Raw genomic sequence first — 22715 nt, forward strand, 5'->3', positions numbered from 1 at the left:
ATATAGATCTTTTGTTAGATCTTTTATTAAGGAAGACGATCTTTGTGGGTAACTGGAAAAAGATCATAGAGATCAAGGATCTTAAAACGATCACTTATTGTGGGCGGCCTTGGATCCGATCCTGTATCACCTGGGATCAAAATGGCATGTTATCCACAATGGTAGGGAGGGGGTAAAACTATTAAATGGATAACTAAAGGAAGATCACTGGGTTATTCCTTAGTTATCCACAGATTAAATGGTTAAACAATGCTCACTTGATTTTGTGGATCAAGGGTTCCCACTCGGTAAACCAACGTTCCGCTTCATCCTCAGGGACCGGATGCGCTTGAATATCAATATCGACCCGTTCCCCGACTTTGACGGCGCCAAGGTCTTGTAACAAGGCATCCGCCTTCATGCCGGCCTCGCAGAAGGTGTCATAGCTTGAATCTCCAATGCCGACCACACCGTAATGGAGATCGCGCAACAGTGGCCGCTCGCTCATTAACTGCTCCATCAGAGGCGCGATGCTATCTGGAAAGTCGCCAGCCCCATGGGTGGACGTGACGATCAACAATGTACTGGCGCTCAGTACATCATCGAGGATCCCTTCATTGACCACGTGGGCCTGATGGCCTTTTGCTTGTAGGAGATCGGCAAGGTGATCACCGACATATTCTGCACCACCGAGCGTACTGCCGGTGATAATGGTTACATTTGCCATACTGTCCTCATTATTCACGATTATCGCGACTAGTATTTCGGCAGTTGGGTTCAGAGTCAATCGATGAAGGTGTAGCAAAATCAGGGGCGTTGCTGGGTTGGCAAACAATTTGATTGCCCCCTGCGAATTTGGCGTCCGTCATCGCTCGAGTGGCTTGATCAATCAAGGGAATAGCGTGGATTTTGCCTTCCATTTGTTGCACCAAACCAATCGATACGGTGAGCGCATAAGCGCCGCCAGCAAAGGTAAAAGGCGTTTCCGCAATAGCTTGTCGGCACTGAGCGGCACAATGGGGGGCGGCTAAGCAGGCTTGGCCTGCCAACATAACCAAAAATTGATCGGCATGTGTGCGGCTGATGATAGCGTCATGCGGTAGGTGGCGGATAAGAAGTTGGGCGGTAAATTGAAGGAGCTGATCACCTGTATCACGGCCATATCGCCAATTAAGAGATTGAAAACCATCGAGATTGATGCACAGGATAGCCAGCGGATTGTCAGCGGTTGCGCGACCGTGCTGCCCGACACATTGGTAGAAATAGCTGGCGCTCCACGTTTGGGTAAGGGCATCGCGCTGAATTTGCTGACGGGCTTGGCGGTTGATGGCGTATAAATCGAACAAGTAAAAGTCCATTAACACCACGGACAGCGCAACAAACACCAACACCACACTTAAATAGAGGGTCTGTGCGTGGAGGCTAGAGAGATAAACTAACGGCGTGGGGGCGGGAAGCACTTGCGCGGCGAACATCAACGCGATGGCGCCTAAGGCCAGTCCGTAGCGCGCAAAGCGCTCTGTGGGTTCAAAGACTAAAACTACCACAGTCGGTACCACCAGCAGTAACAATTCGTTTTGGCTATTTGTATCCAGTACCCAGTAAGACATCACAAACTGTTGGGCAAAGAACACCCCAAATAGCCAATAGCGCGCAATCGACCAATGACCCGCTGCCATTATCCCCCATACGCCCGCATACAGGCCTGCATAGAGGAGGTTGTGCCACGCGGCGATAGCGCTTTGAAAGGCAAACCAATAGAGCGCGGAGAAGATAAGTGTGCCGAGCACACAAATAAGCCCTAACAGATTGATCATTCTAATCTGATGGCGCATGAGTTGATTTTGAGGGGTTAAACCGATCGATAAGATCGGATTTAAGGACGAGAGCATTTCACCTCCAGCTAGACGCACTATTAACGTAGCAGATCATGGTGAAAACTGTGGGGATAAGTCAGGATCTTACTCTGAGGATAACCGCGATCAGCGCCGCCAGAATAAGGGATCCTCGCAGTAAGGATCCCTTGAAGGAGCTGGGGATAATTATTTTCCGATACAGAACGAGGAGAAAATTTTGCCCAGCAAATCGTCAGCCGTGAACTCACCGGTAATGGTATTGAGGTGTTGTTGGGTTAAGCGTAATTCCTCGGCAAGGATTTCGCCTGCCATATAGCCTTCTAGCTGCGCTTGGCCGATGTCGAGGTGGTGTGCGGCGTTGGCGAGCGCATCCAGATGACGACGACGTGCCATAAAACTGCCTTCGCTGCCTCCAGCATAGCCCATACAGGCTTTTAGATGCTGGCGTAAGGCATCAACGCCTTCTCCGGTTTTGGCACTCAAGCGGATTAGCGCAGGCTCACTGACTGCACATAAACCGAGTGGTTCTTCAGTAATATCGGCTTTGTTGCGGATCACCGTCATCCCCATGCCTTCGGGTAAGCGAGAGACAAATTCTGGCCAAATTTGGGCCGGGTCGGTCGCCGTGGTTGTGGTGCCATCGACCATAAACAATACCCGATCGGCGTGTTCGATTTCACTCCAGGCGCGTTCAATCCCAATCCGTTCCACTTCATCCGAGGCATCCCGTAAGCCAGCGGTATCGATGATATGCAGTGGCATACCGTCAATGTGAATATGTTCACGGAGCACATCGCGGGTGGTACCTGCGATTTCGGTGACAATGGCACTCTCTTTACCGGAAAGGGCATTGAGCAAGCTCGATTTACCGGCATTCGGGCGTCCGGCAATGACCACCTTCATCCCATCGCGCATAATCGCTCCTTGATTGGCTTCTTTACGCAACAGGGCGAGACGCTCAATGATATGCCCAAGATCGCTGGCCACTTTACCGTCAGAGAGAAAATCAATCTCTTCATCAGGAAAGTCGATGGCCGCTTCCACATACATGCGCAGATGAATCACTTTTTCGACCAGTTGGTTGACCTGCTTGGAAAAGGCCCCTTGCAGGGACTGCAACGCAGAGCGAGCCGCTTGTTCTGAGCTGGCATCGATTAAATCGGCGATTGCTTCGGCCTGGGCTAAATCCAGTTTATCGTTTAAGAAGGCGCGCTCGGAGAATTCACCGGGTCGGGCTGCTCGTACGCCGTCAAAGGCGCTGATTCGCTGAATAAGCATGTCCATGATCACGGGGCCACCGTGACCTTGCAGCTCTAGAACATCTTCACCTGTGAATGAATTGGGGCCTTTAAAGAATAGGGCAATGCCTTGATCGATAGGTTGACCTTCCTGATCGAGAAAAGGCAAATAATCCGCACGACGAGGCACTAACTCGCGTCCCGTCATTTTTGTACCAATCTCATGAGCGAGAGGGCCGGACACGCGGACAATCCCTACGCCGCCGCGGCCTGTTGCTGTGGCTTGTGCCACGATAGTGTCGGTTTGAGCCATATTGCGCACTCTTGATGTCGGTGACAGGCCTAAAGGCCGTAAACGTGAAAAAGGCGACCGCGTGGTCGCCTTTTTATTATTGCTTGACGCGGCCTAACTTACGAGCGGGAATGAAGGCCTTTTTTCTCCAGCGATTTATAAATCAAGGTTTGCTGGATAAGCGTTACGATGTTCGATACCAACCAGTATAGAACCAGACCGGATGGGAAGAACAAGAAGAAGAAGGTAAAGACCACAGGCATAAAGGTCATGATCTTCTGCTGCATAGGATCAGTGACTGTGGTTGGGCTCATCTTCTGAATCAAGAACATGGATGCACCCATCAACAGCGGCAGCACATAGTATGGGTCTTGTGCCGACAAGTCTTGAATCCAGCCAAAGAATGGCGCATGGCGCAATTCTACCGACTCCATCAGTGCCCAGTACAAGGCAATAAAGATCGGCATTTGCAGAACCAATGGCAGACAGCCACCAAGCGGATTGACCTTCTCACGCTTATAGAGCTCCATCATCTCTTGGCTCATGCGTTGACGATCGTCACCGATACGCTCTTTCATTTCTTGCAGTTTAGGCTGCAGCATGCGCATTTTCGCCATCGAGGTGTACTGCGCTTTAGTGAGCGGGTACATGGCGCCACGCACGATGAAGGTTAGCATGATGATGGCCAGACCCCAGTTCCCCACAAAGGTTTGAATGGTGGAGAGCAACCAGTGCAGCGGTTTAGCGATAAACCATAGCCAGCCGTAGTCGACCACCAAATCCAGGCTTGGTGCCACCGCGGCCATTTGTTCTTGCAGTTTCGGACCGACCCACAAGGTTGCTGTCAGCGTTTTACTGGTGCCTGCTGCAATGGTATCGCTGGTTTTGGTTTGGATATAACCATACTGGGCGGTAGTACGGGTGCTCAGCACATTATTGTCCGCACGTGGGATCCACGCGGTAGCAAAGTAGTGCTGGATCATCGCTGCCCAACCTTGGTTAAACGTCACATTCAAGTTTTTGCTTTGCATGTCATCAAAGCTGTATTTTTCGTAACGTTTATCGTCGGTAGAGTACGCGCCACCACGGTAGGTTGGCATGGTTAAGCTACCGCCATCGTCCAGCAGATTTTGTTTTAGCTGGGTGTACATAGTGACACTGGCGTTGGCATCGGTTTGGTTATCGATGGTGTGCTCTACATCCACCGCATAGCTGCCACGCTTAAGCACAAAGGTTTTGGTGTACGTGATCCCGTCTTTTTCAACCGTCATTGGCACGCGCAGGGTGTCTTGGTCGTCAGAGAGGGTAAAGGTGTTTTGCGCCACCTGATACTGGGCACGGCCTTGCGCAGTATCAATACCATTGGCACCAATTAAACCGCTTTGCGCCACAAAGGTGTGATCGGGTTTGGTGTGCAGCAGCGTGAAGGCATTGTCAGAGTTGAGCTCCGCATCGTACTGAGGCAGCTCGGCGTGCACAACATCACCGCCTTGTGTATCCACTTTAAGTGTTAATACATCGGTTTTGATGGTGACGAGCTTGTCAGAGACAGGCTGTGCATCGAGAGACGTGGTATCGCCATTGTCGCTGCTAGGCACGTCACTGTGAGTGGTTTGCTGCTGCTCAACGCCCTGTCCCTGCGGCTGCGGGGATTCTGGTTTGTTCCATTCCATGTACAGCATGAAAGAAACGAACAATAGGGCAATCAACAGGATATTACGTTGGGAATCCATTGTTAATTGTCTCTGTTATGGTGGTCGCAAGGCGGCACGGGATCGTAACCGCCATCATTCAAAGGGTGGCATTTTAATAGACGTTTGCCTGCCAACCAACACCCTTTTATCACACCATGGGATTGAATCGCCATGATGGCATAGTGGGAACAGGTTGGTGTAAACCGGCATCGTGGCCCAATCAATGGGCTGATCACCAGTTGATATCCCCGAATCAGCGCGATGAGCGCTTTTTGCGCGGCGGTCGCGACAAACGTTGCCATAACTTGTCCAATTCGTCTCGCAGCGCTTGATTGCTTAGGTCGTTGGCACTTTTTTTCGCGATCACCACAAAATCTTTCGCCGGTAGTTGATGCTGACGTAAACGAAAGCTCTCGCGAACCACACGTTTAAAGCGGTTGCGATCAACGGCAAGTTTGATTTGCTTTTTCGGAACAGCTTGACCGAGACGTGGGTGGTCGAGCGAGTTAGATCGGGCGAGTATGGTTAAGTGCGGCGAACCGGCGCGATGCGGTTGCTGGAAGACGGCACTGAAATGTTCGGGAGTTAGCAGACGTAACTCCCGAGGATAAGCGAGCTTATTCACAAATCACTGCGGATTATTTAGAAAGCTGCTTGCGGCCTTTCGCACGGCGAGCGGCAATGACCTTACGGCCGTTCTTAGTCGCCATGCGCGCACGGAAACCGTGAGTGCGCTTACGCTTTAGAACTGAAGGTTGAAAAGTGCGTTTCATGGTTTCTACCTTTATTACTGATCAGTGTTAGGTTTGTTAACCCGACGTGGGAGGTTAGCAACAGGCAATACCTTAGCCAATGTCTCCGACGCCTCTCAACAAAGAGGGCGGATTGTAGCCATTGACTAACGATTAGTCAATCACTAAACCGATGCCACTCCGGGCCGGGAATTATAAGCGCTCAGTCAGAGATCGCAAGGATCCTTCGTTTACGAGCGCAAGTTAAGAAGCGATCCCGACTTGATTCAAAAACTTATGCAAGCGTGGATCGGCGCAGTGATTAAATAGCCAATCCGGTGTGCCTTGGGCTATGATGTGGCCGTCGTTCATAAATACCACGCGGTCAGCGACATCGCGAGCAAACTGCATCTCGTGAGTGACCACCAGCATGGTTTGATGGCGTGTGGCGAGCTTTTTCATCAACGCCAACACTTCGCCAACCCACTCTGGGTCTAATGCAGAGGTAGGCTCATCGAAAAGCAATAATTCGGCCTCAAGTGCCATCGCACGGCCAATGCCAACCCGTTGTTGCTGTCCACCCGATAAGGAAGCGGGGTAATGGTCTCCTTTATCACCCAAGCCTATGTCGTCGAGGATTTGTTGCGCGCGCTGACGTGCTGCCTCTTTAGACCAGCCTTTTACCGTTCGCAATCCTTCGGCGATATTGTCTCGTGCCGTGAGGTGAGCAAATAAGGCATAATTTTGAAATACAAAGCCGGTCTGGCGCCGCAACGCCAAAATCGCCTGTTTACGGGTGCTTGCATCGCCACTATCAACACGCTGATCGCCGATACTGATCACCCCTTGCTCAGCACGCTCGAGAAAATTAATACAGCGCAATAGGGTGGATTTTCCCGTACCGCTTGGGCCAATAATACACACGATTTCGCCACGCTCGATAGTCAAATCGATGCCATCAAGTACCGCGACGCCTTGGTAGACTTTTTTAAGCTTTTCTATCTTAATCATCGTTGGTACGCCTTATTAAGATGGCTTTCTGCCCAAAGTTGTACTCGGGTCAAAGCGACCACGACCGCCCAGTAGATCAGTGCGACCGCCAAATAGGCTTCGAAGAATTTAAAGCTCGACGACGCTTCCATCTGCGCCTTCGCCATGATTTCTGCCACCCCGAGCGTGAAGGCAAGTGATGTGGCTTTGATCATATCGATGAAGTAATTCATCAGAGAGGGAAGTGCGATCCGTGCTGCCTGTGGTAACACAATGCGCTGCATGGCTTGGCGAGTCGTCATGCCAATGGCCAGACTGGCTTCCATTTGACTGCGATCCACGCTGGTAATGGCGGCACGAATTGACTCGGCCATATAAGCAGAAAAGTGTAAGCTGATCCCGATCACCGCGGCTGTGAAAGCATCCATTCCGACTAACGCGGGGATGACCTGAGGCAGACCGTAATACAGTAAAAACAGCTGAACCAGAAGTGGCGTACCGCGAAAGAAACTAATAAACAGTTGCGCGAGGCCATTGAAAACCGGTAGGCGAAACACGCGGATCAGTGCAATCGTCACTGCCAAAATCAGTGCAAACACTAATCCCCACACCGCCATCTCTAACGTGATCCCCAGATACTTCAGCAGTAACGGGAACAGAGAGGCCATATAGTCAAAATCAAACGCCATGTCTGTCCTTTAGATACACAGACCCGCTAAAGCGGGCCTATTTATGTGAGTAAATACTTACTTTTTAGTGACGTCGCCGCCAAACCACTTAACAGAAATCTGTGCCAAGGTACCATCTTCTCGCATGGCTGAGAGGGCGGTGTTCACTTCATCACGTAGGCGCTGACCGCGTGCTGAGTCGACAAATGGCCAAGCATTGGCAATGGTTTCAAACGGTTGCCCGGCCAGTTGAAGTGGCAAGCCCGATTCTTTAATCAGCTGCATGGCTGACAGGCGATCCATCACAAACGCATCGGCCCGACCGAGCGCGACATCGTGTTCAATCCCGGTCTCGTAGGTTTTAATGTCGATATCCTCGGCTGCCGAGTGTTCGCGTAACAACTGCTCGAAGTTCGAGCCGAGGTTCACTGCAACAGTTTTGCCTTTCAGATCAGCCACAGACTGAATCGTGTCATTGCCTTTGCGAACCGTGATCTGTGCGCCGTCGACCACATACGGGTCGGTGAACAAATAGGTTGCCTGACGCTCGTCGGTGATGGTGATTTGGTTAGAAATGGTGTCGATGCGCCCGGTTTGTAACAGACCAAACAGGCCAGAGAAGTTAGCGGTCACATACTCGACTTGGTAGTCATTGCGGCGGCCAATCTCATCCCAAAGGTCAACTTCAAACCCTTGCAGCTGGTCTTGCTTCACAAAGGTGAAAGGGAAATAGCGCCCAGACATCCCCACTTTCACGGTTTCTTGGGCGAACGCGGGCACTGAAATCACCATGCTCACACTTAGCAAGGTGCTCAAGATCCATTTACTCATGACAATACTCCGTAATGACAACTTCAATAATAGGAGGCGTATCATAGAAGTGAACGATTACTGGCGAGAAATACCGTCTGGTTATGAGCCATAACTTAATTCTCCGCGCGCGTCTCATTAAGGAGATGTGTGCAATCTTGTGAGTAAAAAGCGGGTACCTTGTGGCGATCCATGGTATATCTGTGGGATCTATGTGAATAACTCCGATCTTATTCACTGATTTCGGGATCTTGTGGGTGGCGATCTTCGCCTGACAGGAGTACCATTGTGGCCTTTTCTTTTTCGGTATAACTGCGTGGAGTCAAACGTGTCATCATCGCTTTGGTTGCAGTGTCTTGAGCGCCTTCAGGAAGACCTACCTGCAACAGAATTCAGTATGTGGGTGCGGCCGTTACAAGCCGAGCTCAATGACAATACGTTGACCCTGTTCGCCCCAAACCGCTTTGTGCTTGATTGGGTGCGAGACAAATACTTGCATCAAATTAACCAGCTGTTGAACGAGTTTTGTGGCGTCGACGTGCCCATGCTGCGGTTTGAAGTGGGCAGCAAACCTGTGTCTGCAGCGCCCGCCTCGGCGCCAGCCGGACCGGCAGCGGCTCCTGCACCCCAGCAAGCCCAGCCGGCCCCGAGCCGAGGTCGAGTGTGGGAACCGGCGCCATCACCCGTTCAGTCGGATGTCAATCATCGCTCTAACGTGAACCCCAAGCACAAGTTCAATAACTTTGTTGAGGGTAAGTCTAACCAGTTAGCGTTAGCGGCGGCGCGTCAGGTGTCGGATAACCCAGGGGCGGCCTATAATCCGCTTTTTCTTTATGGCGGCACGGGCTTAGGTAAAACTCACTTGTTGCATGCGGTGGGTAATGCGATTTCCGATCGTAAAGCGGATGCGCGCGTGGTGTACATGCACTCAGAACGTTTTGTGCAAGACATGGTGAAGGCGCTACAAAATAATGCGATTGAAGAATTTAAGCGTTATTACCGCAGTGTCGATGCACTGTTGATCGATGACATTCAATTTTTTGCCAACAAAGAACGCTCGCAAGAAGAATTCTTCCATACCTTTAATGCGTTGCTTGAGGGTAACCAGCAGATCATTCTGACCTCTGACCGCTATCCTAAAGAGATCAACGGGGTTGAGGATCGCTTAAAGTCGCGATTCGGGTGGGGCCTGACGGTCGCCATTGAGCCGCCAGAACTGGAAACGCGAGTGGCGATTTTGATGAAAAAAGCCGAAGATCATGCGATTCGGTTACCGGATGAGGTGGCGTTCTTTATCGCCAAGCGCTTACGCTCCAACGTCCGAGAGCTGGAAGGAGCCCTCAACCGCGTGATTGCCAACGCGAACTTTACCGGGCGTGCGATCACCATCGATTTTGTCCGAGAAGCGTTGCGAGATCTGCTCGCCTTGCAAGAAAAACTGGTCACCATTGATAATATTCAGAAAACAGTCGCTGAGTATTATAAAATCAAGATGGCGGATTTATTGTCGAAGCGTCGTTCACGGTCGGTCGCGCGCCCTCGTCAAATGGCGATGGCCTTGTCCAAAGAGCTAACCAACCACAGTTTGCCAGAAATTGGTGATGCCTTTGGTGGCCGTGACCATACCACTGTGCTGCATGCGTGTCGTAAAATCGAGCAGCTCCGTGAAGAAAGCCACGACATTAAAGAAGATTACTCTAACCTGATTCGAACATTGTCCTCTTAATTATGAAATTTACTCTTACGCGAGAGCAGCTGCTACAGCCGCTGCAACAAGTATCAGGCGCACTGGGTGGGCGAAGCACGCTGCCAATTCTCAGTAACTTACTCATCCAAGTGGCTGATCAGGCATTGACGTTGACAGCAACGGACATGGAAGTGGAGCTGAATGCCACCGCGCCGTTGGAAGGCGATTACCTCGACGGTGCGATTACAGTGCCTTCGCGCAAGTTTATGGACATCATTAAAGGGTTACACAGTGAAGCCCAAATTACGGTTGCTCAAGAAGGCGATCGTGTGGTGGTACGCGCGGGACGTAGCCGCTTTACGCTGTCGACATTGCCGGCTAATGATTATCCCAACATCGAGCAGTGGCAGGCAGATGTAAGTTTGCAGCTGCCACAAGATAAGTTGCGTCACCTGATTGACGCGACCCAGTTTTCGATGGCAAACCAAGACGTACGCTATTACCTCAACGGGCTGTTGTTTGAAACAGAAGGGCAGACATTACGGACGGTCGGAACCGACGGGCACCGGATGGCGGTCTGTCAGCTCTCGATGGATGATACCTTACCCGCGCAACAGGTGATTGTGCCGCGTAAAGGGGTGAGTGAGCTCGCGCGCTTGTTAGATGACAGTGAGCACCTCGTTAATATTCAAATTGGCGCATCGAACATTCGTGCCGTGGTTGGCAATGTCACCTTCACCTCTAAATTGGTGGATGGTCGTTTCCCAGACTATCGTCGCGTGCTGCCGCAATCCACTTCTCGCACACTTGAGGTCGACTGTGCGGAGCTCAAGCAAGCGCTGTCGTTAGCTGCGGTGCTGTCTAACGAGAAATTTCGTGGCGTTCGGATGAATATTGAAGGCAGCGAGCTACGTATTTCCGCCAATAACCCGGAGCAGGAAGAAGCCGAAGAATTTCTCGACGTCACCTTTCAAGGCGAGCCGATCGAAATTGGCTTTAACGTCAGCTATGTGTTGGATGTACTCAACACCTTACGTTGTGACAAAGTGCGCTTTTCGATGACAGATGCGGTGGGCAGTACCCTTATTGAAGACTGTGCCCGCGATGATGCCATGTATGTTGTGATGCCAATCCGCCTCTAGGTTATGGCGCTTACTCGATTGGTCGTTCACGACTTTAGGAATATTGAAGCCTGCGATATCGAACTGTCGTCAGGCTTTAACTTTTTAATTGGCCCCAACGGTAGCGGTAAAACCAGTGTGCTTGAGGCCATCCACTTTCTTGGCCACGGACGCTCGTTTCGCAGCGCACTCAATAGCCGAGTGATCCGTCATCAGCAACCCAGCTTAACCGTGCATGGACGGGTTAAAACTCAAGATGCGATCTTGCTTCCTGTCGGTATTCAAAAGCGCCGTGATGGCAGTGCAGATGTTAAAATAGGCCAAGAAAAAGGGCAGAAGCTGGTGGCCTTGGCAAAAGTGCTGCCCTTGCAGCTGATTACTCCTGAAGGGTTTGAGCTGCTGACGGATGGCCCCAAATTTCGCCGCGCGTTTGTCGATTGGGGCGTGTTTCACTCTCAAGCTGGCTTTTTCGAAGCCTGGACGCGGGTCAAACGACTCACTAAACAACGCAACGCTGCGTTGAAAACGGCGCGGCGCTACCGAGACATCCAGATGTGGGATGCGGAATTGGCGGTGTTGGCTGAGCAAATAAGTCAGTGGCGAGCCGATTACGTGGATGCCGTAGCTGAACGCGCTGCCGCATTATGTGAGGCTTTTTTACCCGAATTTTCGATACAATTTAGTTTCTCTCGAGGGTGGGAGAAAGACACGGATTACCAAACCTTGTTGGCAGCCAATTTTGAGCGCGACCAACAAATGGGATACACCGTCTCCGGACCGCACAAGGCGGATTTGCGCATCAAGGTGCAAGGGACGCCAGTGGATGATGTGTTGTCCCGAGGTCAGTTAAAATTAATGGTTTGTGCGCTACGACTTGCACAAGGCCAGCTCTATAGTGAACAACAGGGAATTGCCTGTATTTACTTGATTGATGATTTTGCATCGGAGCTTGATAGTCGCCGCCGAGCCCTATTGGCAAGCGAACTCAAGCGCACCGGCGCACAGGTTTTTGTCAGCGCCATTAGTGCCGATCAAGTCGCGGAAATGTGCGACGAAAATAGTAAGATGTTTCATGTGGAACATGGCAAAATAAACGCAGGATAAATAAGCGAGAGTAACTCAATGTCCAACGAATACGATTCATCGAGTATCAAGGTACTGAAGGGCTTGGACGCCGTCCGTAAGCGTCCGGGAATGTATATCGGCGACACAGACGACGGTACCGGCCTCCACCACATGGTGTTCGAAGTGGTCGATAACTCGATCGATGAAGCACTAGCCGGACATTGTAACGATATCGTGGCGACCATCCACGAAGACGGCTCTGTCTCGGTGAAAGATGATGGTCGTGGTATTCCTGTTGATATCCACGAAGAAGAAGGGGTCTCCGCCGCTGAAGTTATCATGACGGTATTGCATGCCGGCGGTAAGTTTGACGACAACTCCTACAAAGTTTCCGGTGGTTTGCACGGCGTGGGTGTGTCCGTGGTGAACGCACTCTCTGAGAAGCTAGAGTTGACCATTTGGCGTGATGGCCATATTCACCAGCTCAATTTTTCCCACGGTGAGCCACAAGGCCCATTGGCGGTGATTGGTGATACCGAACAAACCGGTACCCGTATCCGTTTTTGGCCCAGTGAAGAAACCTTCTCTGACATCAATTTCAACTATGACATTTTAGCCAAGCGTCTGCGTGAGCTGTCGTTCCTGAACTCAGGTGTATCGATCAAGCTGGTGGATGAGCGCGAAGAAGATAAAGCGGATCACTTCAAATACGAAGGGGGCATCCGCGCCTTTGTTGAACACCTCAACAATAAGAAAACCGCGATTCACCCCTCGGTATTCCATTTTGAACACACCCGTGAAGATGGTGTGAGCGTTGAAGTGGCGATGCAATGGAATGACGGCTACCAAGAAAACATCTACTGCTTTACCAACAACATTCCACAGCGCGATGGTGGTACCCACCTTGCCGGATTCCGCGCCGCGCTAACGCGTACGCTTAATAGCTTTATGGATAAAGAAGGCTACTCGAAGAAAGCCAAAGCGGCGACCTCGGGCGATGATGCTCGTGAGGGGTTGACCGCTGTGGTGTCGGTGAAAGTGCCTGATCCTAAGTTCTCAAGCCAAACCAAAGATAAGCTGGTGTCGTCAGAAGTGAAGTCTGCCGTTGAGTCGGCCATGGGTGAACACCTGTCTGACTTTTTGATTGAACATCCAGCGGACGCCAAAGTGGTGTGCACTAAGATTATCGATGCGGCGCGCGCGCGTGATGCGGCACGTAAAGCGCGAGAGATGACTCGACGTAAAGGTGCGTTAGATTTAGCGGGCCTACCTGGCAAGCTTGCCGACTGCCAAGAAAAAGATCCGGCACTGTCTGAACTCTACATTGTGGAGGGTGACTCGGCAGGTGGCTCGGCCAAACAAGGGCGTAACCGTAAGAACCAAGCGATTTTGCCGCTCAAAGGTAAGATCCTTAACGTGGAAAAAGCCCGTTTTGATAAAATGCTCTCGTCGCAAGAAGTCGCGACCCTAATCACTGCGATGGGGTGTGGTATCGGTCGAGAAGAGTATGATCCGGACAAGCTACGCTATCACAGCATCATCATCATGACCGATGCGGATGTCGACGGCTCGCACATTCGTACCTTGCTGTTGACCTTCTTCTATCGCCAAATGCCAGAGCTGATTGAGCGTGGTTATATCTACATTGCTCAACCTCCTTTGTACAAGGTGAAGAAAGGAAAACAAGAGCAATACATCAAAGATGACGAAGCCATGGAGCAATACCAAGTCGCGTTGGCGTTGGAAAATGCTTCCTTGTTTGTGAACGCAGAAGCACCGGCGATGCACGGTGAATCACTCGAGAAGTTGGTCAAAGAATACAATGGTGTGATCAAGCTGATTAAGCGCATGAACCGCCGTTATCCGGCTTCGCTGCTCAATGAATTGTTGTACCAGCCTCGCTTGTCGGTCGACGACTTGCGTGATGAGTGGGCGGCGAAGAAGTGGGTTGAAAACATCGTTGCGATTCTAAACCGTAAGTCAACGGGTGAAAGTCAATACAAAGCATCTTGCCGCTTAGACGAAGAGCATCAAGTGTGGGTGCCGGAGCTGGTGGTACGGACGCACGGTGTTGATCACAAATATCTGGTGAGTTACGACTTCTTAAACTCGAAAGAGTATGGGCGTATTGCCAGCTTGTCTGAAACGCTTAATGAGCTGCTTGATGAAGGCGCTTATGTGCAGCGGGGCGAGCGTAAACAAGAAGTGGAAAGCTTTGAGCAAGCGCTAAACTGGCTGATTAAAGAGTCGACGCGTGGTGTATCGCGTCAGCGTTACAAAGGTCTAGGTGAAATGAATCCAGAACAGCTTTGGGAAACCACCATGGATCCTGAAGGTCGCCGTATGATGCAGGTGACCATTCAAGATGCAGTCGCTGCAGACGAGCTGTTTACCACCTTGATGGGTGATCAAGTTGAGCCACGCCGTGCCTTTATCGAAAATAACGCACTCAAAGTGGAAAACCTTGACGTTTAAACGGTAAATCAATGGGTTAACCATGATTAAGGCCAGCTTTGCTGGCCTTTTTTATTTTTATGCGAGGCAGTACACAATAGAAAACTGTTTTTATATACAGTATTTTGTGGGTGAGTAGACTCAATAGCTCCGTAACGACAAAGTGATAGGAAGCCTGATGTCTATAAAAACGCGTGCTAATCTCCAACTGGTTTATGTGTCTAATATTGACCGTTCCGTGAGTTTCTACCAGCAACTGTTTCAGTGTGAGCCAGTGTTTACCAGCCCAAGATACGTCGCCTTTTCTGCCTCTGAGCAGGGCGATGCTTTGTTCGCGTTGTGGACCGGCGGCGAGCAGCCCTCACCATCAATCACACGACTAAGCGAAATTGGCATTATGGTGCCCACCAATGATGACGTTGATGCCGTTTTTGACCAATGGTCGAACAACCTCACCATCAATGTTGTTCAATCTCCTTACAATGATGTGTTTGGCCGAACCTTCGTTATTCAAGATCCTGATGGGCATTTCGTGCGTGTCGCACCTATTGATTAAGCATGCCGCTATCCCAATAAGGAGCAACTATGATTGACCATCTAAGTACTTACGCAACGAATTTCTCGGCGACTAAAGAGTTCTATCGTTCGGTGTTTGAGCCGCTCGGCTATGCGATCCAAATGGAGTTTGTTGCAGAATGGAATACTGATTTTCCGACCCAGCGAATGTGTGCTTTTGGACCAAGCGATCGGCCCATCTTTTGGGTGATAGAAACCCAGACTCTCTATACCCCTCGTCATATAGCATTTTCAGCACCGACAAGAACGACAGTGGAGGCGTTTTACGATGCTGGAATGGAGGCTGGTGGAATCGATAATGGTAAGCCAGGTCTGAGGCCTATGTATCACAACCATTACTTTGGGGCATTTCTTATTGACCCAGACGGCAATAACATTGAAGCGGTATGCCATCATCCTGAGTCGTAGTTTATCAAAGCGATCAGAGGATATATGAACGCACCTGTATTGATGGATAACCAGTGACATGAGAAGCGATGATAAAAAATCGCTCGACGAGGCTTGAAATCAAATCGCGCAACCTTATATAGAGTAATGAGGCGATGCCATTGGGTCGCCGGGGGCTTGTCCAAGTTGGAAAGCCGTAGATGATATTTTATTGCTTCATAGGAAGGGTAAGATTATGCGTAACTTTGATTTCTCTCCACTCTATCGTACCGCAATTGGTTTTGACCGTTTGTTCGATTTGGTTGAAAACACGAATGCGTCAAACGCAGGTGGTTTTCCTCCTTACAACATTGAGCAAGGCAAAGAGAACCAATACCGAATTACCATGGCGGTCGCTGGCTTTAGCCAAGACGAAGTAGACATTACTCAGCAAAAAAACAGCCTCACGGTTGCAGGTAAAAAACACAGCCGTAATCAAGATACGAAGTTTTTGTATCAGGGCATTGCTGAGCGTGATTTCGAACGCAAGTTCCACCTCGACGATCACATTAAAGTGACGGGGGCGGAAATGGAAAACGGCATGCTTCATATTGATTTAGTGCGTGAGGTGCCTGAAGAGGAAAAACCTCGTCGCATCGAAATCGGTAGCCGTTTACTCGAAAACGTTGAGTAAGTGTCGGCCAGAACGATACGAAAAAGGAGAGGGCAGCATGGCTGCCCTTTTTTGTGGCTAGCGAATTATGGTGTTCCGATTCGCAAGCCTGTTTTACATCTTCACTTTATAGACACGTTCCCTTCACTTGTACTCGTGGGCGGTTATCCCTCGCTAATGATGCTGCGGGTTGAACCTACTATTATGGACTGTGTTTAAAAAAGCGCGTGGTCGAGCTGTGAACAAGAATCTGAGTTGTTGCACAGAATAAAGTCGATAGGTTTCACGTGGAACATTTGGATTGTCTCAAGTGAACGATCCAATACTATTTGCCAAGCCAAATGATTATTCGCACTGCGCCGTATTAACCCGTTTAGAAATATGGGGTGCAGAATGGTTCTATATTAAGACCAAGCGACCGATAATTAGGGCTTAAGCTGATGAAAGGAAAAAGTAGTCGGTTAGCAGAAGAAGGTCAGGTTAGATAGAAGCGAGAAGGGAAATGGTATGGCGCATTTTCCCATTGCGAGAGGTTTAATGGAAGGTTTCACGTGGAACATGCGTGTACCTATGTTCCACGTGAAACCAACATTTATCCTTCGTTGTAGGCGCGCGCGACTTCTTCGGCAATCACTTTTATACCTTGTTGCATGGCATCATCTTCTTGGACATAGTTCATGCGAATACATTGTTTAGCATGATCCCAGCCTTCGTGCTCCACACCAATAAAGAAATACTCTCCGGGGACAACAAGTACACCGCGGGCCTTTAAGCGTTTATATAACTCTTGGGTACAGATTGGGAGCTCGTTAAACCAGAGCCACAGGAAGATAGCGCCTTCTGGCTTATGAACACGAACTCGCTCATCGTTAATGGTCTCCAGCACCATCTTTAAGGTGCGCTGTGACTTTTGTTGGTAGAAAGGACGAACGACGTCTTTGCTTAAGCGTAATAGATCACCACGTTCTATCATCGCTAGTGCCATTGCTGGCCCCACACTGTTTGGCGACAGGCTGACGATGCCATTGATATTTGACATCGCACTGATCACTGCTTCATTCGCAATCACTATCCCACAACGCACACCTGGCAACCCTAGCTTACTGAGGCTAGAGCAGAGGATGGTGTTTTCATTCCAGAACGGTGCGACGTCTTCAAAAATAATATCAGGGAAGGGCGTGCCATAGGCGTTATCGATAATTAGTGGAATATTGTTGTCGCGTGCGAGTTGGTCCAGTTGTTGAATTTCGTTATCGGTTAACACGTTCCCGGTCGGGTTAGTCGGGCGGGAAGCACAGATGGCGCCAATACTTTCATCAATCTTTAGGCGACTGAAGTCGACGTGGTACTTAAATTGGCGGTTATCCAATAATTCAATATCAGGTTGGTAGCTAACAAAAATATCGTCGTTGATGCCGGCGTCACCATAACCGATATATTCGGGCGCAAGGGGCAGCAAGATTTTTTTGTGGCTACCATCGGCGTAGCGTCCAGCTAATAGGTTAAACAGATAGAAGAATGCACTTTGGCTGCCATTGGTCAGCATGATGTTCTTGCTTGAGAGTTGCCAGCCATAGGTCTGATTAAGAAGTTCAGCGAGCGCATTGAGCAATGCCGATTTACCTTGGGGGCCATCATAGTTGGTCATGGCATGTAATAGACTGCCATCTTCCAACATTGACTGGCTAAGCGTTTTAAAATATTCAAGCATTTCTGGGATGGCTGCAGGGTTGCCGCCACCCAACATAATGGCGTCTGGGTTACGTAAGCCATCATTCAGATCGTCCATTAGTTGCGTGATGCCTGAGTGGTTAGCGAGTTTCTCGCCAAAGTGAGTGACTTCCATGGTTACTGCCTTCAAGGTTCGGTGTTGTTGTTATGGTTAAACAGCCATCAACATACAACAATCTATTGTGCAAAAGAAAGTATCGAAAGCTCGTTATTGGATAATCAATAGGGCGTGCGATTGACGGACTTGTTACGTTATCGGTACACCTTGACGGAACCATTGCAGCAGTGATTTAGGCGCTGATTGTTCCACGTGAAACCATGAGGGTGCGTCGACAATCTCTCGATGGATTGGATAGGGAGAGAGATAATCACGGGTGAGGCGTTAAGAGTAGATACACCTTGATGCAATAAAAAAGCCCCGCGTCATAGCGGGGCTGAGTCGTGTTTTGCTGATAATTACTTCTGTAGAACAGAAATATCTGCCACGTTGAGGAACTGCTCACGGATAAGGTGAAGCATCGCCAAACGGTTGGCTTTCAGTGCAGGATCGTCTGCCATGACCATCACGTTATCAAAGAAGGTATCAACCGGTGTGCGCAATTGCGCCAGCTCGGTCAACGCGCCTTGATAATCGCTGTCAGCAAATAAAGGTTTAACCGCAGCGACTTTCTCAGCGACCACGTCCGCCAATGCTTTTTCAGCGTCTTCTTGTAGCAAGCTTGTATCGACGCTGCTAGGGAGCTCGCCGTCATACTTGGCCAAGATATTGCCTACACGCTTGTTGGCCGCGGCGAGTGCTTCGGCTTCTTCAAGACTGCGGAAGTGCGACACCGCTTTCACGCGGCTGTCAAAGTCTGCAGGCTTGGTTGGACGACGTGCCAACACCGCTTGGATGATATCCACGCTATAGCCCATATCTTGGTACCAAGCGCGGAAACGACCTAGCATAAAGTCGAGGACATCCGCCTCTACCTCTTTGTGAGTCAGACGGTCATCGTACTGAGCTTTGGCATCACGGATGAGGTCGACAAGATCAAGCTGATAGCCGTTCTCGACGATAATACGTAGAACGCCTAACGCGGCACGACGCAGGGCGAAGGGGTCGCTGCCTTTAGGTGCTTGACCAATACCAAAGATGCCCACGATGGTATCCATTTTGTCAGCCATCGCGAGTGCTGAGGAGACCGGTGTGGTAGGTAGCTTATCACCGGCGAAGCGCGGCCAGTATTGCTCATTCAGTGCCAGCGCTACGGCTTCAGGCTCGCCATCATGACGCGCATAGTGCATGCCCATCACGCCTTGGGTTTCAGTGAATTCAAACACCATCGAGGTCATGAGATCACACTTAGCCAGTTGGCCTGCGCGCTCAGTGTGTGACTTGTCGGCGCCGATACGCTCTGCAATCTGTCCTGCGAGTGCAGTAATGCGATCGGTTTTATCTTTGATGGTACCCAATTGCTTTTGGAATACCGCGCTATCTAGCTCTGGCAGGCGATCAATCAATGGGCGCTTGCGGTCAGTATCAAAGAAGAACTCAGCATCCGCGAGGCGAGGACGCACGACTTTTTCATTCCCTGAGATAACCTGCGCCGGATCTTTCGATTCAATGTTAGATACGAAGATGAACTTGGGCAGTAGCTCGCCGTTAGCGTCATAGACAGGGAAGTACTTTTGGTCGCCTTTCATGGTGTACACCAGCGCTTCTGATGGCACTTTAAGGAACTTGTCCTCAAAAGAGGCCGTCAGTACCACTGGCCATTCCACCAGTGAGGTGACTTCTTCAACCAAGTCTTCATCCAGCTCAGCCATCCCACCAACCGCGGCAGCTGCTGCTTTGGCATCTTTAATAATCAATGCCTTACGCTTTTCATAATCGGCCATGACCTTACCTTCACGCTCAAGACGCTCTGGGTATTGGTCGGCATGATCCAGCGTTAAGCTCGATTCACCCATAAAGCGGTGACCGCGAATCACGCGATTGGACGCCACGCCAAGGATGGTGCCTTCAATCAAGGTGTCCCCATACAGCATCACCAAGGTTTTCACTGGGCGGATAAACTGGGTGTCTTTGTCACCCCAGCGCATGGGTTTAGGAATAGGCAGTTTGCTCAGGGCGTTGTCGGCCAGTACCGGCAATAAGGCGTCGATGGCTTGACCGGGTACGTGTTGACGATACAGCAACCATTCACCTTTATCGGTTTTTAGGCGCTCGGCCTCGCTCACGTCAATCCCGTTACCGCGCGCCCAACCCATGGCCGCTTTGGTGGGGTTGCCATCTGCGTCAAAGGCGGCGCTGACCGCAGGTCCGCGTTTCTCAACCACTTTATCTGGCTGGCGATCGCTCAACGCCGCCACTTTAAGTGCTAAGCGACGCGGGGAGGCGTACCAAGTAATCCCTTGGTGGCTCAGATCAGCGTCTTTCAATTGTGCGTCGAATTGGCTGGCAAAAGCTTCAGCCAAGGTGCGCAAGGCTGTGGGTGGTAGCTCTTCAGTGCCGAGCTCAATCAGGAAATTTTGCGTTGCCATGATGCTCCCTTATTTGGTGTGTCGGCACATCGGGAAGCCCAGCGCTTCGCGAGATGCGTAGTAGGCTTCGGCGACACGTTTAGTCAGTGTGCGAATGCGCAGAATATAGCGTTGACGTTCAGTCACTGAGATGGCTTTACGCGCATCCAGCAGGTTGAACGCATGACCGGCTTTTAGGATCTGTTCGTAAGCAGGCAAAGGGAGCGGCTGCTCGAGATCCAGTAGCTTGGTACTTTCGGCTTCGCACTGGTCAAAGTAGCGGAACAGAAAATCAACATCAGCGTGTTCAAAGTTGTAGGTCGATTGCTCCACTTCGTTTTGGTGGAAAATATCGCCGTAGGTGACTTTGCCAAATGGGCCATCGGTCCAAACCAGATCATACACAGAATCGACTTCTTGAATGTACATCGCCAGACGTTCGATACCGTAGGTAATCTCACCAGTGACCGGTTTACATTCCAATCCGCCGACTTGCTGGAAGTAGGTAAACTGGGTGATCTCCATCCCGTTCAGCCAGACTTCCCAGCCGAGGCCCCAAGCGCCAAGCGTTGGGTTTTCCCAGTTATCTTCCACAAAGCGAATGTCGTGGACTTCTGGATCAATACCCAGCACACGCAGCGAGCCTAAATACAGCTCTTGAATGTTATCGGGTGACGGTTTCAGGATGGTTTGAAACTGGTAGTAGTGCTGCAGACGGTTCGGGTTCTCGCCATAACGCCCATCGGTAGGACGACGAGAAGGTTGAACGTAAGCCGCTGCAATGGGCTCTGGACCAAGTGCACGCAAGCATGTCATTGGGTGGGAGGTACCTGCACCCACTTCCATGTCTAGCGGCTGAACAATGGTGCAGCCTTGCTGGGCCCAATAATCCTGCAGCGCGAGGATCATACCCTGAAAGGTTTTGATATCGAATTTATGCATTGTCAGGTTCGCGCGAGTTGATGAATGGAGAAAATAGCTGGCAATTATAACTCGCAGCGCGCTCAAGCAGTAGGGGGCTGGCGGATTTTTGTGCGCCTTTGATTCGCTTATTTTCTGCGTACAGAGGGAGGAGGAATAGAAGTTGCCAAGTGATTGTTCAAATCGTACACTAGCGCCGTCTTGGGGAGTAGTCGACCACTGCACAGTCAGTGGGGCAATCATCAACACAGTTGAAGCAAAATCTTCATGGTGATTGCAAGCCTGCCATTAGGTGCTCTGGGCTTGACGAGACCAACGACAATCGCACGAACCGGGGTGGGGCGTGTGTGTTGTCGTGGTTGAATCATAATAAGCCCTGCCCCGGATGAGCAATGTCATGAGCGTTCTTGCTATTTCTATCTCCACCGTCACTTTGGCGGAAATCGGGGATAAAACCCAACTACTATCGCTGGCGTTAGCGACACGTTTTCGTAAACCCGCGGTGATTATCTTTGCTATTTTCGTGGCGACGTTAGTCAACCACGCCATTGCCGCCTGGCTCGGGGTGGTCGCTGCCGATATACTGACCGATACCGTATTGCATATTGTTTTGATCATCAGTTTTAGCGTGATGGCGGTATGGATGCTGATCCCTGACAAGCTCGAGGAAGAAGGTATTCAGGGTAAAAGTGCGTTTTGGGCGAGCTTCAGTGCTTTTTTTGTTGCAGAAATTGGCGATAAAACTCAGATCGCAACCACAGCATTGGGCGCCCAGTTTAATGATGCGCTTTGGGTGGTGGTGATAGGGTCAACCATTGGCATGTTGTTGGCCAATGTCCCCGTGGTGCTGGCGGGTGATAGAATTCAGCGTCATGTGCCATTTGCGGTGGTACGGGCGCTCGCCGCAGCCATGTTTGCGGCGTTGGCTGTCCTTGATACCTGGTATCTACTGAGTTAGCGCAGGACAATGATGAATGAGTAAGGGTCGGCGTTATGCCAGCCCTTTTTTGATCAAAAATTGAAACGGCACGGTCTCTGTTTGGGCTGCGACCAGGGTATGGTCCATAAAGCGACAAAAACTCGGGATATCACGCGTGGTGGAGGGATCATCCGCGGTGATCAGTAAGGTCTGACCGTCATCCATATGGCGGATACGCTTACGCACCATCATTACGGGCTCGGGGCAACGTAGGCCTATGGCATCAAGTTGGAGATCGGCATGGTCAAAAGGGGCAGTCATGTTAAATACCTCGAAAAATGTCGGTCTGATCATACTTATGGCGAGGAATTATTCAAACAGGGTTGTGTTTGTAAAAAGAATGTGTAGATTAATTAACAAGTAGTTAACGAAAGGCGAG

At 50.4% G+C, this 22715-nt stretch carries 22 protein-coding genes; 8 read left to right on the forward strand and 14 right to left on the reverse strand.

The genetic code is table 11. From position 1 onward, the window contains the following. Positions 1-253 precede the first annotated feature (253 nt). The 10 genes from mioC to BZG84_RS14270 all read right to left on the reverse strand — a co-directional run bounded on the left by mioC (position 254) and on the right by BZG84_RS14270 (position 8240). Positions 254-706, reverse strand: a complete 453-nt coding sequence (mioC, locus tag BZG84_RS14225) for an FMN-binding protein MioC (RefSeq protein ID WP_077456644.1) — start codon at positions 704-706, stop codon at positions 254-256. A gap of 10 nt (positions 707-716) precedes the next feature. After that, on the reverse strand, positions 717-1796 hold the full coding sequence (locus tag BZG84_RS14230; protein ID WP_158011505.1) for a GGDEF domain-containing protein: 1080 nt from the start codon (positions 1794-1796) through the stop codon (positions 717-719). Positions 1797-2021: 225 nt separating this feature from the next. After that, a complete protein-coding gene (gene mnmE, locus BZG84_RS14235; protein WP_077456640.1) occupies positions 2022-3386 on the reverse strand; it encodes a tRNA uridine-5-carboxymethylaminomethyl(34) synthesis GTPase MnmE in 1365 nt (454 codons plus the stop codon). Positions 3387-3484: 98 nt separating this feature from the next. Beyond that, positions 3485-5098, reverse strand: coding sequence for a membrane protein insertase YidC (gene yidC, locus BZG84_RS14240; RefSeq protein ID WP_077678374.1), 1614 nt, complete (start codon positions 5096-5098; stop codon positions 3485-3487). A 2-nt stretch (positions 5099-5100) separates the two neighbouring features. Next, complete coding sequence (gene yidD, locus BZG84_RS14245; protein ID WP_077456636.1) at positions 5101-5361, reverse strand: membrane protein insertion efficiency factor YidD; 261 nt, start codon at positions 5359-5361, stop codon at positions 5101-5103. After that, entirely contained in the window at positions 5313-5684 is a 372-nt protein-coding gene (gene rnpA / locus BZG84_RS14250) for a ribonuclease P protein component (RefSeq protein ID WP_069590733.1), read from the reverse strand. The genes yidD and rnpA overlap by 49 nt, the downstream gene beginning before the upstream one ends. Before the next feature lie 13 nt (positions 5685-5697). After that, positions 5698-5832: a 50S ribosomal protein L34 gene (rpmH, locus tag BZG84_RS14255; RefSeq protein ID WP_025672864.1), complete on the reverse strand. Its 135-nt coding sequence runs from the start codon at positions 5830-5832 to the stop codon at positions 5698-5700. A gap of 222 nt (positions 5833-6054) precedes the next feature. After that, positions 6055-6801: an amino acid ABC transporter ATP-binding protein gene (locus BZG84_RS14260; RefSeq protein WP_077480191.1), complete on the reverse strand. Its 747-nt coding sequence runs from the start codon at positions 6799-6801 to the stop codon at positions 6055-6057. Then, positions 6798-7469, reverse strand: a complete 672-nt coding sequence (locus BZG84_RS14265; RefSeq protein ID WP_069590737.1) for an amino acid ABC transporter permease — start codon at positions 7467-7469, stop codon at positions 6798-6800. The genes BZG84_RS14260 and BZG84_RS14265 overlap by 4 nt, the downstream gene beginning before the upstream one ends. Positions 7470-7526: 57 nt before the next feature. Further along, positions 7527-8240, reverse strand: coding sequence for an amino acid ABC transporter substrate-binding protein (locus tag BZG84_RS14270; protein WP_415752744.1), 714 nt, complete (start codon positions 8238-8240; stop codon positions 7527-7529). Positions 8241-8586: 346 nt separating this feature from the next. On the opposite strand from BZG84_RS14270, the gene dnaA reads away from it, so the two are divergent. From dnaA to BZG84_RS14305, 7 genes are all read left to right on the forward strand, one after another. Beyond that, the gene (dnaA, locus tag BZG84_RS14275) at positions 8587-9984 is read left to right on the forward strand and encodes a chromosomal replication initiator protein DnaA (protein ID WP_077480193.1); all 1398 of its coding nucleotides are present in this window, start codon (positions 8587-8589) and stop codon (positions 9982-9984) included. A gap of 2 nt (positions 9985-9986) precedes the next feature. Then, positions 9987-11087 (forward strand): DNA polymerase III subunit beta, encoded by a 1101-nt coding sequence (gene dnaN / locus BZG84_RS14280; protein WP_077480194.1) that lies wholly within the window; start codon positions 9987-9989, stop codon positions 11085-11087. A gap of 3 nt (positions 11088-11090) precedes the next feature. Then, a complete protein-coding gene (gene recF, locus BZG84_RS14285) occupies positions 11091-12170 on the forward strand; it encodes a DNA replication/repair protein RecF (RefSeq protein WP_077663436.1) in 1080 nt (359 codons plus the stop codon). An 18-nt stretch (positions 12171-12188) separates the two neighbouring features. Further along, positions 12189-14606, forward strand: a complete 2418-nt coding sequence (gene gyrB / locus BZG84_RS14290; protein ID WP_077480196.1) for a DNA topoisomerase (ATP-hydrolyzing) subunit B — start codon at positions 12189-12191, stop codon at positions 14604-14606. Positions 14607-14763: 157 nt separating this feature from the next. Next, the gene (locus BZG84_RS14295; RefSeq protein ID WP_077480197.1) at positions 14764-15141 is read left to right on the forward strand and encodes a VOC family protein; all 378 of its coding nucleotides are present in this window, start codon (positions 14764-14766) and stop codon (positions 15139-15141) included. A 29-nt stretch (positions 15142-15170) separates the two neighbouring features. Further along, positions 15171-15569, forward strand: a complete 399-nt coding sequence (locus tag BZG84_RS14300; RefSeq protein ID WP_077480198.1) for a VOC family protein — start codon at positions 15171-15173, stop codon at positions 15567-15569. Positions 15570-15783: 214 nt separating this feature from the next. Further along, entirely contained in the window at positions 15784-16221 is a 438-nt protein-coding gene (locus BZG84_RS14305; protein WP_077458063.1) for an Hsp20 family protein, read from the forward strand. 571 nt (positions 16222-16792) lie between these two features. On the opposite strand, the gene BZG84_RS14310 is transcribed toward BZG84_RS14305, so the two are convergent. The 3 genes from BZG84_RS14310 to glyQ form a co-directional block, all read right to left on the reverse strand. Then, positions 16793-18046, reverse strand: coding sequence for a valine--pyruvate transaminase (locus tag BZG84_RS14310; RefSeq protein ID WP_077678375.1), 1254 nt, complete (start codon positions 18044-18046; stop codon positions 16793-16795). Between the two features lie 341 nt (positions 18047-18387). Next, positions 18388-20457, reverse strand: a complete 2070-nt coding sequence (gene glyS / locus BZG84_RS14315; protein ID WP_077480200.1) for a glycine--tRNA ligase subunit beta — start codon at positions 20455-20457, stop codon at positions 18388-18390. Between the two features lie 9 nt (positions 20458-20466). Further along, a complete protein-coding gene (gene glyQ, locus BZG84_RS14320) occupies positions 20467-21378 on the reverse strand; it encodes a glycine--tRNA ligase subunit alpha (RefSeq protein ID WP_046074837.1) in 912 nt (303 codons plus the stop codon). A gap of 376 nt (positions 21379-21754) precedes the next feature. Between glyQ and BZG84_RS14325 the strand changes: the two genes are divergently transcribed. Then, positions 21755-22315 carry a TMEM165/GDT1 family protein gene (locus BZG84_RS14325; RefSeq protein WP_077480201.1) on the forward strand — a complete coding sequence of 187 codons (561 nt, stop codon included), beginning with the start codon at positions 21755-21757 and terminating at the stop codon, positions 22313-22315. A 33-nt stretch (positions 22316-22348) separates the two neighbouring features. Here the strand turns inward: BZG84_RS14325 and tusA are convergent, their stop codons facing one another. After that, on the reverse strand, positions 22349-22597 hold the full coding sequence (gene tusA, locus BZG84_RS14330; RefSeq protein ID WP_069586522.1) for a sulfurtransferase TusA: 249 nt from the start codon (positions 22595-22597) through the stop codon (positions 22349-22351). Positions 22598-22715: the final 118 nt, after the last annotated feature.

This window comes from Salinivibrio sp. PR932 (assembly GCF_001996125.1).
GTDB lineage: Bacteria > Pseudomonadota > Gammaproteobacteria > Enterobacterales > Vibrionaceae > Salinivibrio > Salinivibrio proteolyticus.